Below are 16,429 nucleotides of genomic sequence, written 5' to 3'. Positions count from 1 at the left end.
AAGCCGCGGCGTACTGGATGCCCCGGTCAAGCCGGGGCATGACAGCAAGATGACCAGGAAATGACAGCGTGGCCTTACGCCACCGCTTCCTTGGCCTTCTCCGCGCGCTTGCGCTCGTTCGGATCGAGATGCTTCTTGCGCAGGCGGATCGACTTCGGCGTCACCTCGACGAGCTCGTCGTCCTCGATATAGGCGAGCGCCTTTTCCAGCGTCATCCGGATCGGCGGGGTCAGGCGCACCGCTTCGTCCTTGGACGTAGTGCGGATGTTGGTGAGCTGCTTGCCCTTGAGCACGTTGATCTCGAGATCGTTGTCGCGGGTGTGCTCGCCGACGATCATGCCGCGATAGACCTTCCAGCCCGGCTCGATCATCATCGGGCCGCGGTCTTCCAGCTTGAACATGGCGTAGGCCACCGCGTCGCCCTGGTCGTTGGAGATCAGGACGCCGTTACGGCGGCCCTGGATCTCGCCCTTGTAGGGCGCGTAGTCGTGGAACAGGCGGTTCATGATCGCGGTGCCGCGGGTGTCGGTCAAAAGTTCACCCTGGTAGCCGATCAGGCCGCGGGTCGGCGCGTAGAACACCAGGCGCTGACGATTGCCGCCCGAGGGCTTCATCTCGATCAGTTCGGCCTTCCGCTCGCTCATCTTCTGCACGACGACGCCGGAATGCTCCTCGTCGACGTCGATGACGACTTCCTCGACCGGCTCCATGGTGGCGCCGGTGGCTTCGTCCTTCTGGTAGACGACGCGCGGACGCGACACCGAGAGCTCGAAACCTTCGCGGCGCATGGTCTCGATCAGGATCGCGAGCTGCAATTCGCCGCGACCCGATACTTCCATCGCATCCTTGTCGGCGGCTTCGACGACGCGCAGCGCGACATTGCCTTCGGCTTCGCGGAGCAGACGGTCGCGGATCATGCGGCTCGTCACCTTGTCGCCTTCGGTGCCGGCGAGCGGGGAGTTGTTGACGATGAACGACATCGACACGGTCGGCGGGTCGATCGGCTGCGCCGGCAGCGGCACCTCGACGGTCGGATCGCAGAACGTGTCGGCCACGGTACCCTTGGTCAGGCCCGCGATGGCGACGATATCGCCGGCTTCGGCTTCATCGAGCGGCGTGCGCTCGAGACCGCGGAAGGCCAGGATCTTGGTGATGCGGCCCTGCTCGACCAGCTTGCCGTCGGCGTTGAGCACCTTGACCTGCTGGTTCGGCTTGAGGACGCCGGACGAGATGCGGCCGGTGATGATGCGGCCGAGATAGGGGTTGGCCTCCAGGATGGTGCCGATCATCTTGAACGGGCCTTCCTCGACCTTCGGCGCCGCGACGTGGCGCAGGATCAGGTCGAACAGCGGCTCCATGCCCTTGTCCTTCGGACCCTCCGGGCTTTCGGCCATCCAGCCCTGCTTGGCCGACCCGTAGAGGATCGGGAAGTCGAGCTGCTCCTCGCTGGCGTCGAGCGCCGCGAACAGGTCGAACACCTCGTTGATCACCTCGGTCGGGCGCGCGTCGGGGCGGTCGACCTTGTTGATGACGACGATCGGCTTCAGGCCGACCTTGAGCGCCTTGGAGACCACGAATTTGGTCTGCGGCAGCGGGCCTTCGGCGGCGTCGACCAGCACCAGCGCACCGTCCACCATGTTCAGGATGCGCTCGACCTCACCACCGAAATCGGCGTGGCCTGGGGTGTCGACGATGTTGACGCGGGTGTCCTTCCACTGCACCGAGGCCGCCTTGGCCAGGATGGTGATGCCGCGCTCACGCTCCAGATCGTTGGAGTCCATGGCGCGTTCGGTCACCTTCTGGTTCTCGCGGAAGGTGCCGGATTGCTGGAGGAGACGGTCGACGAGGGTCGTCTTGCCGTGGTCGACGTGGGCGATGATGGCGACGTTACGAAGGTTCATGAGTGAGCTTCTTTGCGGTCGAACAATGGGTTAGCGCGATCTCGCCGGTCAGACCGGGACCTCTTTCTCGAAACAACGCTGGAAACCTGAGAAACGGGCGCTTTCCGCCCAAAAAGGAAACCCGGCCATCAGAGCCGGGTACCTCAATGCGTTTGCAGCGCAATATAGGCAAAAAACGTCAAAAAACAATGTGTTCTTTCGGGGTTGGTTGACTGATTTTTGTCCGGGTATTCCCGGGGCTTAGCGGCGGGAGTGGGATGGCGGACCGCCTCCCGCGCCGGCATCCGCCTCCTCCGTCGGATAGACCCCGCGCAGCACCTCCTCGAAATGGTCCTTCACCGCGTCATTGCACAGGCAAGCCCGCAATTTGAGGCCATCGCGGTTGCGCACGAGGATCGAGCCGCGGCGGGTTTCGATTATGCCTTGCGTCTTGAACGACTGGATGACGCGGCTTGCATAGCTGCGGCCGACGCCGAGCAAGGTCGCTAGCTGCTCGTGGGTGAGCGGCACGCTATCGTCGCCGTCGGTGCGCTCCATCGCGGCCAAAATCCATTTGGCGGTGCGCTGCTCGATCGAGTGGATGGCATTACAGGCCGTCGACTGGAATATCTGCGCGAGCATGCAGTCAGCGTAACGCACGAAGATGTTGCGCAGTGATGGTGAGCTCCGCTTGGCTGCCTCGAGCTTGCCGACATGGATGCGCGCAAAGGGGCCGCCGAACTTCACGATGATCCGCGTATAGGCCGGCAGATAGCCCTCGCTGACGATGCCACCCACGGCACCCTCGCGGCCGACCAGAATGGTCTCGACGTCGCGGCCGTCCTCGTTGGGAACGAGGAAGGTCGCGAGCGACGGCCCGCAGGGAAAGTGCACGACCTGGACGTCGTCGCCGGGATTGTAGAGCAGCTCGCTCGCCGATGCTGTCTCGGTCGTCAGATGCGGCGCGATCAGCGTGTAGTCGGCCTGGTTCAATCGCCGCAGCAGATTGTTGTAGGGCCGGCTCGCAATCTCGGCTGTCTTGCTGCTTCGTGCATCCATCCCAAAGCTCTCCGATCTCCCCTTCGACATTAGCTGGGTCCGTTCGCCGCCTGTGTGCACAAGTGGACAGACTGAGAAACGATGATGTGGTGGGTTTCGTTCCTGGAACACCGATGCGCGGGGCGCAGGCATCGGGCCTGAGGCCGTCGTGATTGGAAAGACCATGCAGCCCTCAATCGACGAGATCATGCGACGCGTTTCATTCGACGGCTCCGATGTCCCCGCCGACGTGCTGATCGTTGAGGACGATCCCATCATCGCGATCGATTTCGAGGACCGCCTGCTCGGCTTCGGCGTGAAGCAGGTGCGCACCGTTGCGTCGGTTGCGCGTGCGCTGGATGCGATCACCGACCGTATGCCGGATTTCGCTCTTCTCGATGTCGAGTTGGTGCGTGAGAAGAGTTTTGCGATCGCCGAGCGCCTGGTTGCGCTCAAAGTCCCGTTCGTCTTTGTCACCGGCTATGGCGCCGAGACGCGGATTCCGCCCGAGTTCGCCGGCGTGCCGCGGTTGCAAAAGCCCTGCTCGAGTGATGCCCTGGAGGCCGCGCTGCGCGCGCGTGCCTCCAGGTAACAGTATGCTCTAGATCAGCTTCGGTTCGAGCGTGGTCGACCACAGCGCGACATCGGCGCGGTCGCGTAATGTGACGGTCATCTGGCCGCTTGCGCCGTCGATCTTGACATGACCGAAGAACTGCATGCCGGCCGACGGCGGCAGGTTCTGTTTGTCGAGCCCCGGTGCCTTGATGAAGCGCACGTCCGGTCCAAAGGTGTTGTCGAGCTCGTTTGGCCCGAACGTGCCGGCATGCAGCGGACCCGAGACGAACTCCCAGAACGGCTCAAAGTCCTGGAATTGCGCCTTGTTCGGATCGTAGTAATGCGCGGCGGCATAGTGCACGTCGGCGGTCAGCCACACCGTGTTCTTGATCGGCGCCATCTTGATGAAGCGCAGGATGTCGGCGATCTCGAGTTCGCGGCCGCGCGGCGGGCCGTCGCCCTGCGCGAAGGCTTCCGAGCCCTTCTTGTTGGCCGCATCGTCATAGACGAGCAGGCTGAGCGGCATGTCCGAGGCGATCACCTTCCAGGTCGCGCGCGAGTTGAGCAGGCCGCGCTTCAGCCAGGCCATCTGATCCGGGCCGAGGAAATAGGACGCGGGGCCGTATTCCGTCTCCAGGTTCGGACCATTGGGGCCGCGATAGCTGCGCTCGTCGAGCATGAAGACGTCGAGATGCGGGCCGTAGGAGATCTGGCGATAGACCCGGCCCGGCTCCACGATGCTCTCGCGCATCGGATACATCTCGTGGAAGGCGCGTGCGGCACGCGCGGCGAGCAAGGTGATGTTGCGCTCCTTGTAGGTAGCCGGCAGATCCTTCGACAGCGACCAGTTGTTGGTCACCTCGTGGTCGTCCCACTGCACGAAGATCGGCACCTCGGCATTGAAGGCGCGGACATTGTCGTCGGTGAAATTGTATTTGTGAGCGGCGCGGAACTCGTCGAGCGTCTCGGCGACCTTGGCCTTTTCGGGGATGGTGACGTTCTTCCAGGTCTTGCCGTCGGCAAGCTTCACCTCGGAGGGGATCACGCCGTCGGCATAGATCGTGTCGCCGGAATGCAGGAAGAAGTCCGGGCGGTGTTTGCGCATCGCCGAGAAGGTGAACATCCCGCCGTCATCGGGATTGATGCCCCAGCCCTGGCCGGCGACGTCGCCACCCCAGACGAAGCTGACGTCGCGGCGGTCAGTGGGTGCGGTGTGGAAGCGACCGACCACCGGCTCGCTCTCGATCGCGGTGTGCGAGAGATCGCGGAAGCGGACGCGGTAGAAGATGTCCTGTCCACCGGGCAGATTTTCGACCAGCATCTTCGCGGTGAAATCGCTCTCGGGTAGCGCGGCGATCGGCGGCAGCGCGCGGGCATCCTTGAAGCTATCGGTCGTCGCCACCTCGACCAGCATCTGCGAGGGACGATCGGCGCGCGCCCAGACCACGCCGCCATCGACGGTGACGTCGCCCGACTGCACGCCATGGGTAATCATCGGACGGTCGGCCGCGCGCGACACATAGGGCATCGCGATCGAGCCCAGCGCACCGGCGCTGGTGGAGAGGAATTGCCGGCGGGAGAATTTGATTTTCATGGGGAATCGTCCCGGGATCGGTCCGGACGGCTGCGGCGGCAGCCGTCACTGCGAAGCCAACGCTATATTGAGACAATGTGACGCAGCAATTACGCGCGCAAGCACTTACGCGTTGCCGGCGGCGCGGAATTGGGCGCCGGCGCGCTGCAGGTTCTGTGGGAGGCTGAGCAGCACCGCCTTGCGGTCGGCGACCGCGGCGTGGAACTGGTCCAGCGCGATATTGAAGGCGGTGAGCGCACCTTCCTCGATGGCGCCGTGGTCGAAGCAGCGCAGCGTGTCGCGCAGGATGTCGTCGGCCTCGCTTTGCATCTGGTCGAGCTCGTCGATGGTCTCCGAGCGCCGCGCTGCCGCGATCATGTCCAGCAGCCGCTCGCGCAGATGGCTGTTGTTGTCGCGCTCGTCCTTCTTGAGGTAGCCGGCGAACCAGGCGCCGATCGAGCCCATCGCCGAGAGCGCCATCAGGCTCCACCAGATGTAGTCGCTGTACCTGTCGAGGAAGGTCTTTTCCTCGCCGTCGACGAAGGCGGCCGCGCCAGGATGCACGGGGATCACGGCGTCCTTGTCGGTGTCGGGCGTCTCGATCTTCGCCGCCAGCGGGAATTCCGTCACCAGTTGCTGGCGTATCGCGAAGAGCTGGCGGGTGAAGGCGGCAACGGTGGTGTCCGAGAGGCCTTTGCGCGCCACGATGTGGTGGGCAAAGCTGATGGTTTTGACCTCGTCATCGGGCCGGTCGGGCGAGCCGCCATAGGTGCCGGCGGGAATCTCGGACGCCTCATAGACTGGATGGTTTTGCGCGATCGCGTCGGCCGAATCGATCGCGAGGAAGGTCGGCGTGCCGCCGTCCTTGGTGGAGGCGGCGATCGCATCCGCGGTGATCTTGCTGTTGACGGGACCGGCAGCGAGATAGACGTCGGCCTTCTGGGTACGGATCGCTTCGGCGGCTTCATTGGCCGGGAATTGCACGATCTCCACCTTGGCGGGATCGACGCCATATTGCTGCAGGATCACCTTCAGGAGATTGACGTTGGCCTGGGTGCGGCCGACCACGCCGACGCGATGGCCGGCGAGCTGCGCGATCTTGGTGATCTTTGCGCCCTTCTTCTTGCCCTTGCCGGCCGGCGGGACCCACAGCACGACGACGTTCTTGCGCAGGGTGGCGACGGCCTGGGCGTTCTTCGGCACGTCGAGATCGCCGCGGACGATGGCGAGGTCGACCTTGTTCTCGGCGAGCGCTTCGGCGCTAGCGGTGGCGCCGTCGGTCTGGACCGGACGCAGCCGGACATAGCCCTTGCTCTGGACGAAGGCCTGCGTCAGCGCCTGAACGACCTTGACGTCGTCGCTGTTGGCCGGGCCAACCGCGATCTTCAGCGTCACCGGGCGCATCGCAAAATAATAACCGCCGACCAGCGCGCCGACGATGGCGAGCACGAACGCGAGCGAAACGAGCATGGTCTTCCGCGCCGCCGATCGCGGCGACGTCGGTGTGGGTGTTTCGGCCAGGTCGAGGCCCCCGGTCATCGATCTCCCATACAGGTGCTTCAGGCTCGGTTTCATCCTGGCCTGGTCATTAGGCCGGTAATTGTAGCAAAATTCTTGCCCGTCAGGGTTACATCTGCGTCATGGTTAGCGGATGGACGACAACCCTGTATGAACCTCGGCGTCAGCACCGTGTTAGGGTAAAGTTCCCCTGAAAACGGAGGCGACCATGACGGAGCGGCTGTCGGCGGAAGCACGCAAGCAGGCCTTGAGCGAACTATCCGGCTGGACCGAGACCCCCGGCCGCGAGGCGATCGGCAGGACGTTTGCCTTTCGGGATTTCAACCAGGCTTTCGGCTTCATGACGCGCGCGGCGTTGGTGGCCGAGAAGATGGACCATCATCCCGAGTGGAAGAACGTCTACAAGACGGTCGACGTGGTGCTTTCGACCCATGATGCCGGCGGCGTCACCACGCTCGATATCGAGCTCGCCAAGGCGATGAACGCCATTGCCAGACAGGCAGGCCTTGGTTGAAGACAGGCAGGTTTGGCTGACGCCTTGTTGCTGTGCCGACGCATCCCCATCTTGTGATCGGCATCGGCTGGGACAATCGGCCGCGCCGGCCTGAACGGGGAGTTTTGGACCATGGCTGCTGCCGAACACAGCGTCGGCTTTGAGCCGGCCGATCGGCTGGCGGAAGACCGCGAGACCGTGCGCCGGCGTTTCTGGCGCAAGTTGAAGCGCGTGGTTGCGCACCTGCCGTTCGCAGAGGATCTGCTCGCCGCCTATTACTGCGCCTTTGACAAGCAGACGCCGCGCCATGTGCAGGCGTCGCTGCTGGGTGCGATCGCCTATTTCATCCTGCCGTTCGATGTCGTGCCCGACATGCTGCCGGTGCTCGGCTTCACCGATGATGCCGCCGTGCTCGCGACCGCAATCAAGCTGGTCGCCAGCCACATCACGCCGGACCACCGCGAAGCCGCCCGTGCCGCGCTGAAGCGCGGTGTGGGCGAGGCAGAGGCGGAAGCGTAGTCACGCGAGCCAAGTCACACCTTCCGCAGTCATTCCCCGCGAAAGCGGGGAATCCAGTATTCCAGAGACGCCAGACGTTCCTTGCACTGCCGCGGCGTACTGGATCGCCCGCCTTCGCGGGCGATGACGGTAAGAGTGTTGACGACGCCTTCTACTTCTTCTCCGACCTCGCCTGCGGCCGCGAGTTGTTCTGCGCTTCCCAAGCCTGGAATTGCTTGAACAGCGCTTCCTTGTCGGTGTCGGACACCTTTGCCGCCGCCGGGTTCTGCTTCAGGAACGTCTCGAAGCGCTGGCGCGCCACCGGCTCGACGCCGTGGCTGTCGAGCCATTGCTGTGCCACCGGCAGCCTGTTCCAGCCCGACAGGGGAGCCGCGAGCGAGACCTCTTTCCATTTGGGATGGAAGGGCGGGTTCTGCAGCGACGGGAATTTCGTGAAGAACGCGTCCACGAAAAGTGCGATCTTGCGGTAACGATCCGTCTTCGGCCCCCAATTATAGGCGGCAAGGACGGCCGGGACCGCGATCGTGTCGACCGTCTCGCCTTCCTTGATAAGGTTCGGATAGTCCTTTGCGGTCAACGTCGCCGGCAGATAGTCGCTCTGGAGCGGCTTGGAGTAGTCCACGCCGGCAAGGTGGAAGCGGCCGTCATTGTTGAAGGTCGAGACCGATTTGTACGGCTTGCCGCCGACCACGATCACCGCGTCGATCTCGCCGGCCTTCAGCTTCTCCATCGCGATGCGTTGCTCGATATAGACGAAGTTGGCCTTGATCCCGAGCCGCTCGAACACCGTGAGCGCGGTGACGAAGGTGCCGCCATTGGGCAGATCGACGCTGACCTTCTTGCCCTCGAGATCCTTGAGCGTCGCAACCGATTTCGGCGCGATGACCTGCATTTCCTCGTTGTAGAGCTTGGTCACATAGGTGAACTGCTTCTTGATGTCGCTCGCAAACCCCTTGCGCTCAAGATAGTCGAGCGTGTCGGCGCGAACGATGCCGAGATCGACACCCTGGAGGAACAGGATGTCGGCGACGCTCTGCACCGAGCCGCGGCCGACGATCGGCAGCACGCGCAGCTTGTTGCCGTCATCGAGCACGGAGGCGAGATCGGCGCCGAACTGCACGTAGGTACCGCCGATGGTGCCGGTGATCAGCGTGACCGTGTTGGCGTTCAACGCCTGCTTGGTCGAGACCGATCCGAACTGGAAGATCGCCTTCAGGCTGTCCGAGACCTTGCTCGGGTCGTATTCGGTCTGCTCGGCCTGTGCCGCCGCTAAGCCGCACATCGTCACTATGGCGGCAAGCGCCATTCGCAAAGCGTTACGCATGATGTCCTCTGCTTAAATTGAAATCTCAGTCTTGAAGTTGCGTGAGGCGCGCGCGTGCCTCCGCGGATCCGAGCGCGGCGGCCTTCTGGTACCAGCTCCGCGCGGTGTTGGGATCCGCGGTGATGCTGCGCGTATCCTTGGTGCCGAGCACGGTCGGGTCAAAAGTCTGTGCCAGAACGAACGCCGCTGTCGCGTCCTGCGCATTCGCTGCGCGTTCGAGCAGCAGCCGGGCGGCGGCGATATCGCCGATCGTCATCAGGCTCTTGGCGCGCGTCATCAGCCCGGCCAGCGTGTCGGCGTCGAGCGTTTTGACCACGGGCTGAGGTGGTGGCGCCGGCGGCTCCGGCGGCGGCGCAACGGGTGCAGCGGCGGCCTGTGTCGGCGTCTGCGCTTGCGTCGGCGTCTGCGCTTGCAGCGCGTTCTGGTAGGCGGTCGCGATCGCCTCGCGGCTCGGCGTCGACGGCGCGATGGCCTCGCGGGATTCTGCGCTCGCGACCTGCACCGGGTTCGACACCCGGGCCGGATCCTTCAGCGGAGTCTGGCTTGCGACCGGTACCGGAGGTGTCGCCGGCTCCTCCGCCGCCACGCTGCCGATCCAGGCCGTGGCATAGACTGCATAGAGACGGCTGACGTCGGATTGAAACAGCGCGACCAGCACGGCGATGGCGGATGCGGCCAGCACGCTGGCCACGATCTGCGTGGCGAGGCCAATGCGCCGCACGCGGCGGGGCGTAAACTCCCGCGGATCCGGCGTGCCCTGCGGATCTGACAGGAACAGCGGGATCGGATCGTGTGGTGAAAGCTCGGTCCGGTCAGCCTGGGCCAGATGATAGGGCATAGCGCTCGGATCGATCGTTTGCTCGAGGTCGAACGCCCGAGATGTCTTGGACAGACGGTAGGCCGTCGTCTCCATGGTTGATGCTCCCCTATTACTAAACGCAACGCGCTGGGGGCATCCCGGGTAAAGTCTTCTTGTTGTTGTCCAGAAGCCCCCGCCACTGGAACCGGTAAATCGCCGTCCGATTCAGCCCAAAAGACGACGACGATTGGGGCGAATCAGGAAAGATTTAGGTTTGATTGAGGCGAAGACGGGAAGTGCACCGTATATTTTGATCGCTGTGGTTGAGAAATTTTTTACCATACCGCGGCGCGTTATTGTGCGCGAGAGCGGGGGCGGCCACGTATCCGACCGCCATCTCTGAAATACCGAATCGCGCGATCAGGCCGGGCGATGACGGCCAGCCTCGTGACGAGCAACGTTTCGCAACATCCGCGCGACGTCAGGGATGCAGGATCACCTTGCCCATCGCCTGGCGGCCGGCCAGCACTTTCAGCGCATCCGCGGTCTGCGCCAGGGGGAAGGTGCGGTCGACGTGGGAGGAGATCTTGCCTTCCGCAGTCCACTTCACGAGCTTCTCCAGATTGGCGCGGTTCTTCGCCGGATTGAGCCGCGTCCAGGCGCCCCAGAACACGCCGCGGATATCGCAGCCCTTCAGCAGCGCGAGGTTGAGCGGCATCTTTGGGATGTCGCCTGCAGCAAAACCGATCACCAGGAAGCGGCCTTCCCAAGCGATCGAGCGCAGCGCGGCTTCCGCGTAAGCACCGCCCACGGGATCGAAGATGATGTCGACGCCCTTGCCGTCGGTGAGCTTGCGCAGGCCTTCCTTCAGATCTTCCTTGCCGTAGTTGAGCGTCAACTCCGCGCCGTGCGCTTTCGCAAAGGCGAGCTTCTCGTCCGACGAGGCGCAGGCGATCACCTTCAGCCCCATCAGCTTGCCGAGCTCGCACGCCGCCAGGCCGGTGCCGCCAGCCGCGCCCAGCACCGCGAGCGTCTCGCCCGGTTTCGGGCTCGCGCGATCTTCAAGCGCATGCAGCGCGGTGCCGTAGATGATGATGATGCCGGCCGCGCGGTCATAGTCGAGATTGTCCGGGATCTTCACGATCGAAGCAGCCGGCAGCGCGATTTTCTCGCGCGCGCCGTTGTGGCCGCAGGAGGCCACCACGCGATCGCCCACTTTCAGATCGGTCACGCCCGCGCCGATGCTTTCGATGACGCCGGCGACTTCGGCGGCCGGCGAGAACGGGAACGGTGGCTTGATCTGGTACTTGCCCTGGATCATCAGAATGTCGAAGAAATTCAGCGCCGCCGCCTTGATCGCGATCACGGCTTCGCCGGGCCCTGCCACCGGATCCGGCACATCGGCCAGCATGAGATCGTCGGGTTGGCAATATTGCGAGCAGAGGATGGCTTTCATGGCGACACCTTCTTGAGAGCACTTGGCGTTTCAGACTGGAATTACAGTTGGTCCGTTTCTGCCGGATTTAATGTCTGCCCACAATCCGGTTTATACGTTCAAAGCGATGCATAGGCCCATTCTCCGTCATTGCGAGGAGCGAAGCGACGAAGCAATCCAGACTATCCGCGGATACGTCTGGATTGCTTCGCTTCGCTCGCAATGACGGAATTCGCAGAGGGAGGATTCAAACGATGTTTGAAACAGGCCTGCTCGGGGACAAGCGCATCCTCGTTACCGGCGGCGGCTCCGGACTTGGTGCTGCGATGGCGCGTCGCTTCCTCGCGCTCGGCGCCGAGCTCGCGATCTGCGGCCGCAAGCCGGATCGCCTCGAGGCTGCCGCCAGCGAGATGCGAAACCAGACCGGCGGCAAGGTCACGACCATCGTCTGCGATATCCGCGACGGTGCGGCGGTCGATCGCATGATGGATCAGATATGGCGCGAGGCGCCGCTCGATATTCTCGTCAACAATGCGGCGGCGACCTTCATCGCACAGAGCGAGCATCTCTCATTCCGTGCCGCGGACGCGATCCTGGCGCCGACGCTGCACGGCGCGATGTATTGCACGCTTGCGGCGGGCCGCCGCTGGATCGAAGGCGGGCATGGGGGCGTCGTGCTCTCCATCCTCTCGACCTCGACCATCACCGGCCGCGCCTTCACCGTGCCTTCAGCGATGGCGAAGTCGGCCGTGCTGGCGATGACCAGGAGCCTCGCCGTGGAATGGGGCCCGAAGGGCATCCGCACCGTGGCGATTGCGCCGGGTCCGTTCCCGACCATCGGCGCCTCCGGCCAGCTGCGCCCGGACGGCCGCGATGAGGGCTGGGCGTCGCGCAATCCGCTGGGCCGCACCGGCGAGCATGCCGAGCTCGCCGATCTCGCCAGCTTTCTGGTCTCGGACCGCGCCGGCTATATCAACGGCGAGATGGTGGTGATCGATGGCGGCGCCCATTTGCGCAGTTCCGGCGCCGAGGACCTGCTCGGCTGGACCGAGGCGCAATGGGCCGCGCAGCGTGCCGCTAGGTCGAAGGTCTAAGCGGTAAGACTAGGACTTTCTTCCCCGTAACCTCGTTCCGAATCAGGCTCTTACGGGTTATTTTGGCCTTGGGACAAAGTCCGGCCGGGCCATCTTCCAGTCACAATATTGAGGGAACCACTCCAGCATGTGGCGGGTGCTTTTTTTATCCTTGATGACTGGCGTGGTGGCGTGCGGGACGGCCGAGCTTGCGCGCGCGCAAACCGCACCACCGGCGCAACCGGCACCCAAGGCAGCGGCTAAGCCGGCCGCGGCTGCCAAGACGGCTGCAAAGCCCGAGAGCAAGCCGGTAGCGCCGCCTCCGGCCATTGCAGGTGGCGCGGAGCCGACCCTGATCGGCCAGTTCGGCACCTGGGGCGCCTATTCGGCGACGCCCAACGGCAAGAAAGTCTGTTTCGCGCTGGCAAAACCCTCGTCATCGAAGACCAATCCGCCGAACCGGCCGCGCGATCCGGCCTATGCCTTCGTCTCGACCCGGCCGTCGGAGAGGGTCAGCAACGAAGTCTCGGTGATGATCGGTTACGCGCTGAAACCGGGCTCGGAATCGACGCTGGAGGTCGGCGGTGCGTCCTACGCGATGTACACGCAAGGCGACGGCCTCTGGATCAAGAACGCGGCCGAGGAGGATCGGATGGTCGAGGCCATGCGCAAATCCGCCGATCTCGTGGTCAAGGGCGTCTCGGCCAAGGGGACCGAGACCACCGACACGTTTTCGCTCAAGGGCCTGGCGCAGGCCCTCGATCGAATCGCGCAGGACTGCAAGCGTTAGCGCGGTCGCAATCGGCAGGTCCGGTTGCTATATAGGGGCTATCCCAAAGGTACAGCCGTCATGGCCGGGCTTGTCCCGGCCATCCACACGCTGGCTACGGGGAAAAGAACGTGGATGCCCGGGACAAGCCCGGGCATGACGAGATAGCAGCAATCCCAGGTAACCGATGACCGAGCCGCACAACGCAACACTCGTGGAGAAGACTCCGCTCGAAACCTACGTGCCGCCGGCCAGACCGTCACTCATCGGCCTGTCGCGCAACGAGCTTGCCGAGCGCCTTGGCGAGATCGGCGTTGCGCCCGCACAGCGCAAGATGCGCGTGCAGCAATTGTGGCACTGGATCTATTTCCGCGGCGCCAAGAGTTTCGACGAGATGACCTCGATCTCGAAGGACATCCGCGCCGAGCTCGCAAACCGCTTCACCGTCGACCGGCCCGAAGTCGTGGCCGAGCAGATCTCCAACGACGGCACCCGCAAGTGGCTGTTGCGCCTGCCGAGCGGCGACAATGTCGAGAGGGCGCACGAGGTCGAATGCGTCTACATCCCCGAGACCGATCGCGGCACGCTGTGCGTCTCCTCGCAGGTCGGCTGCACCCTGAACTGCGCGTTCTGCCACACCGGCACGCAGCGGCTGGTGCGTAACCTCACCGCCGGTGAGATCGTCGGGCAGGTGATGGTGGCGCGCGATCGCTTGAACGATTGGGCCGATCGCGAGAACGGCACACGCCTCGTCACCAACATCGTGATGATGGGCATGGGCGAGCCGCTCTACAATTTCGACGCGGTGCGCGATGCGTTGCTCATCGTTGGAGACAATGAGGGCATCGGCATCTCTCGCCGCCGCATCACGCTGTCGACCTCGGGGGTAGTTCCGAACATCGTCCGCGCCGGCGACGAGATCGGCGTCATGCTCGCGATCTCGCTGCACGCGGTGCGCGACGAGCTGCGCAACGAGCTCGTGCCGCTCAATCGCAAATATCCGATCGCGGAATTGTTGCAGGCCTGCCGCGATTATCCGGGCGCCTCGAATGCGCGCCGCATCACCTTCGAATATGTGATGCTCAAGGGCGTCAACGATTCCCTCGACGACGCCAGGCTCCTGGTGAAGCTGCTCAAGGGCATCCCGGCCAAGATCAACCTGATCCCGTTCAATCCCTGGCCCGGCACGGCCTATGAATGCTCGGACTGGGACCAGATCGAAAAATTCTCCGAATATATCTTCAACGCCGGCTATTCCTCGCCGGTGCGTACGCCGCGTGGCCGCGACATCCTGGCCGCCTGCGGCCAGCTCAAATCGGAGACGGAGAAGCTCTCGGCCCGCGAGCGCCAGGCGCTGCGCGCGATGGCGATGACCGATTGACATGAAGCGGCCATCAACGTGCGGCATGGCCGGGCATCTTTTTCTAGGCAGTTGTTCCGGGGCGGCTCGAAGAGTGCGCAGTTGCGCACCGGAGAATCTCGAGGTTCCCCGAAGCGCAATTGCGCTCGGAGGTTCTCGCTTTGCGAGCCCGGAATGACGGTGGGGGAACGTTGTGTTGCATTCGGTGAACGATGATGGATGCGTCCGATGGCACTGATCGGCCGCCTCGTCGTGATCTTTCTCGGCTTTCTGGCCTCATGCCTGGTCGGCGGCATGATCGTCGTGGCTGCGCTGCTGTTTCCGGAATTCGCAGATCTCGGTGCGGGTCCCGTCGATGAAGGCACGATCGACATCCTGCTCGGCTTCGGCTTCATCTTCGTCTCCGGATTTGCACTGCTGCCGGCGCTGGTCATCGTGGCGATCACCGAGGCCTTCTTCATCCGCAGCGCGCTCGCCTACGCGGTCGGCGGCGGGCTCGTCGGGCTTGCCTGCTATCTCGGCCTCATTCCCTTCCATCCCGAGACGCTGGAGTTCGAAGGCATCGTGCGACGCCATCTGGAGATCATGACCGGCGCGGGCATCGTCGCCGGCGTCGTCTACTGGATGATCGCCGGCCGCAACGCGGGCGCCTGGCGCCATCCGCCGCCCCCGCGCAGGCCGCCCCCACCGCTGCCCTCGCATTCAAGGCCGGATGCGCGGTGATGCTTTCTGACGCCCTCCAGTGGAGGGTGGGCATCTCGCCGCGGGGTTTCCATCTCCTCCTCACTCCGCTAAACCGCGCGCCATGAACCGGACTGGACTCTTCATCGCGCTGGCGCTGTGGCTCGTGATCGGCGTCGTCTTCGGCGTCTTTCCCGAGCTCGATCTCAAGCTCGCCGCGCTGTTCTTCGATCCCGAGACGAAGACGTTTCCGCTCAAGCTGAATGGCTGGGCGAGCTTTGCGCGCGATGCGGCGATGTGGATCGCCTGGGCGTTCGCACTGCCATCGATCGTGGCGCTGGTAGTCAAGCTGATCAGGCCCGATCGGCCGTTGCTGGTCTCGGGACGAACCATCGTCTTCCTGCTGGTGACGTTGACGCTGTCAGCGGGCATTCTCACCAATCTCGCCTTCAAGTCCTATTGGGGACGGCCGCGCCCGGTGGTCGTGACCGAGTTCGCCGGCGACCTGCCATTCGTGCCGTGGTGGGATCCGCGCGGCGGCTGTGGGCGCAACTGCTCGTTCTTCTCCGGCGAGGGCGCGACTGCGTTCTGGACGCTGGCGCCAGCCGCGCTGGCGCCGCCCGCCTGGCGGCCGCTCGCTTATGCCGGGGCCGTGGTGTTCGGCGCCGCGACCAGCGGTCTGCGCATGGCCTTCGGCGGGCACTTTTTCACCGACGTCTCGATCGCGGGCCTGGTTACCTTCCTGGTGATCTGGCTCGCCTACGCCCTGATTTACCGCTGGCCGCGGACACGGATTTCCGACGAGGCGGTCGATGCCGCCCTGACCCGGCTGGCCCGGCCGGCCTATCGGCTCCGGCAGCGCCTGTTCGGCCGCAAAACCGGTCCGGCGGCGTCGACGTGAGCCATTAAAGGCGTGCCCATGCGCGCGAAATTTGATAATCGCGCAAGTCCAAAGCGAAAGACGATATCAGCCCCTTAAGATCCGATTGGAAGCGCCATGACTACGATTCTGAAGAGCCTGCCCAAGGGAGAAAAGGTCGGCATCGCTTTCTCCGGCGGTCTCGACACCAGCGCAGCGCTGCTCTGGATGAAGCAGAAGGGCGCGCGTTGCTACGCCTATACCGCCAATCTCGGTCAGCCGGATGAGGCCGACTACAACGAGATCCCGCGCAAGGCGATGGAGTTCGGCGCTGAAAAGGCCCGGCTCGTCGATTGCCGTACCCAGCTCGTCCACGAAGGCATCGCCGCGATCCAGTCGGGCGCCTTCCATATCTCGACCGGCGGCATCACCTATTTCAACACCACGCCGCTCGGGCGCGCCGTGACCGGCACGATGCTGGTTGCCGCGATGAAGGAGGACGGCGTCAACATCTGGGGCGACGGCTCGACCTTCAAGGGTAACGACATCGAGC

The 16,429-nt window shown here is 64.0% G+C and carries 16 protein-coding genes; 9 read left to right on the top strand and 7 right to left on the bottom strand.

The features are described from left to right. Positions 1 to 74: 74 nt before the first annotated feature. A complete protein-coding gene (gene typA / locus Q3C01_RS39735) occupies positions 75 to 1,901 on the bottom strand; it encodes a translational GTPase TypA (protein ID WP_458150785.1) in 1,827 nt (608 codons plus the stop codon). A gap of 240 nt (positions 1,902 to 2,141) precedes the next feature. Further along, a complete protein-coding gene (locus tag Q3C01_RS39730; protein ID WP_458150784.1) occupies positions 2,142 to 2,939 on the bottom strand; it encodes a Crp/Fnr family transcriptional regulator in 798 nt (265 codons plus the stop codon). Between the two features lie 163 nt (positions 2,940 to 3,102). Between Q3C01_RS39730 and Q3C01_RS39725 the strand changes: the two genes are divergently transcribed. After that, the gene (locus tag Q3C01_RS39725; RefSeq protein ID WP_458150783.1) at positions 3,103 to 3,510 is read left to right on the top strand and encodes a response regulator; all 408 of its coding nucleotides are present in this window, start codon (positions 3,103 to 3,105) and stop codon (positions 3,508 to 3,510) included. 9 nt (positions 3,511 to 3,519) lie between these two features. Here the strand turns inward: Q3C01_RS39725 and Q3C01_RS39720 are convergent, their stop codons facing one another. Both Q3C01_RS39720 and Q3C01_RS39715 read right to left on the bottom strand, forming a co-directional pair. Next, positions 3,520 to 5,067, bottom strand: coding sequence for an alkaline phosphatase D family protein (locus tag Q3C01_RS39720; RefSeq protein WP_458150782.1), 1,548 nt, complete (start codon positions 5,065 to 5,067; stop codon positions 3,520 to 3,522). Between the two features lie 105 nt (positions 5,068 to 5,172). After that, the gene (locus Q3C01_RS39715; RefSeq protein ID WP_458150781.1) at positions 5,173 to 6,621 is read right to left on the bottom strand and encodes a TAXI family TRAP transporter solute-binding subunit; all 1,449 of its coding nucleotides are present in this window, start codon (positions 6,619 to 6,621) and stop codon (positions 5,173 to 5,175) included. 151 nt (positions 6,622 to 6,772) lie between these two features. Here Q3C01_RS39715 and Q3C01_RS39710 point away from each other — a divergent pair, with 151 nt between their 5' ends. Both Q3C01_RS39710 and Q3C01_RS39705 read left to right on the top strand, forming a co-directional pair. Next, a complete protein-coding gene (locus Q3C01_RS39710) occupies positions 6,773 to 7,078 on the top strand; it encodes a 4a-hydroxytetrahydrobiopterin dehydratase (RefSeq protein ID WP_458150780.1) in 306 nt (101 codons plus the stop codon). Positions 7,079 to 7,189: 111 nt separating this feature from the next. After that, positions 7,190 to 7,576, top strand: a complete 387-nt coding sequence (locus Q3C01_RS39705) for a YkvA family protein (RefSeq protein ID WP_458150779.1) — start codon at positions 7,190 to 7,192, stop codon at positions 7,574 to 7,576. 151 nt (positions 7,577 to 7,727) lie between these two features. On the opposite strand, the gene Q3C01_RS39700 is transcribed toward Q3C01_RS39705, so the two are convergent. The 3 genes from Q3C01_RS39700 to Q3C01_RS39690 all read right to left on the bottom strand — a co-directional run bounded on the left by Q3C01_RS39700 (position 7,728) and on the right by Q3C01_RS39690 (position 11,155). Beyond that, on the bottom strand, positions 7,728 to 8,900 hold the full coding sequence (locus tag Q3C01_RS39700; RefSeq protein ID WP_458150778.1) for a TAXI family TRAP transporter solute-binding subunit: 1,173 nt from the start codon (positions 8,898 to 8,900) through the stop codon (positions 7,728 to 7,730). 25 nt (positions 8,901 to 8,925) lie between these two features. Next, positions 8,926 to 9,813, bottom strand: a complete 888-nt coding sequence (locus Q3C01_RS39695) for a hypothetical protein (protein ID WP_458150777.1) — start codon at positions 9,811 to 9,813, stop codon at positions 8,926 to 8,928. Positions 9,814 to 10,180: 367 nt separating this feature from the next. Further along, positions 10,181 to 11,155, bottom strand: coding sequence for an NADPH:quinone oxidoreductase family protein (locus Q3C01_RS39690; RefSeq protein ID WP_458150776.1), 975 nt, complete (start codon positions 11,153 to 11,155; stop codon positions 10,181 to 10,183). A gap of 233 nt (positions 11,156 to 11,388) precedes the next feature. Here Q3C01_RS39690 and Q3C01_RS39685 point away from each other — a divergent pair, with 233 nt between their 5' ends. From Q3C01_RS39685 to Q3C01_RS39660, 6 genes are all read left to right on the top strand, one after another. Next, complete coding sequence (locus Q3C01_RS39685; RefSeq protein WP_458150775.1) at positions 11,389 to 12,228, top strand: SDR family oxidoreductase; 840 nt, start codon at positions 11,389 to 11,391, stop codon at positions 12,226 to 12,228. Between the two features lie 127 nt (positions 12,229 to 12,355). Beyond that, positions 12,356 to 12,997: an invasion associated locus B family protein gene (locus Q3C01_RS39680; RefSeq protein WP_458150774.1), complete on the top strand. Its 642-nt coding sequence runs from the start codon at positions 12,356 to 12,358 to the stop codon at positions 12,995 to 12,997. Between the two features lie 166 nt (positions 12,998 to 13,163). Further along, complete coding sequence (gene rlmN, locus Q3C01_RS39675) at positions 13,164 to 14,357, top strand: dual-specificity RNA methyltransferase RlmN (protein WP_458150773.1); 1,194 nt, start codon at positions 13,164 to 13,166, stop codon at positions 14,355 to 14,357. Positions 14,358 to 14,564: 207 nt separating this feature from the next. After that, positions 14,565 to 15,059: a hypothetical protein gene (locus Q3C01_RS39670; RefSeq protein ID WP_458150772.1), complete on the top strand. Its 495-nt coding sequence runs from the start codon at positions 14,565 to 14,567 to the stop codon at positions 15,057 to 15,059. Between the two features lie 82 nt (positions 15,060 to 15,141). Next, positions 15,142 to 15,918 carry a phosphatase PAP2 family protein gene (locus tag Q3C01_RS39665; protein ID WP_458150771.1) on the top strand — a complete coding sequence of 259 codons (777 nt, stop codon included), beginning with the start codon at positions 15,142 to 15,144 and terminating at the stop codon, positions 15,916 to 15,918. 96 nt (positions 15,919 to 16,014) lie between these two features. Then, positions 16,015 to 16,429 (top strand): argininosuccinate synthase domain-containing protein (locus Q3C01_RS39660; protein ID WP_458150770.1); only part of this gene is annotated, 415 nt, incomplete at its 3' end.

This window comes from Bradyrhizobium sp. UFLA05-109 (assembly GCF_054185165.1).
This window is presented reverse-complemented; position numbering and strand designations above follow the sequence as displayed.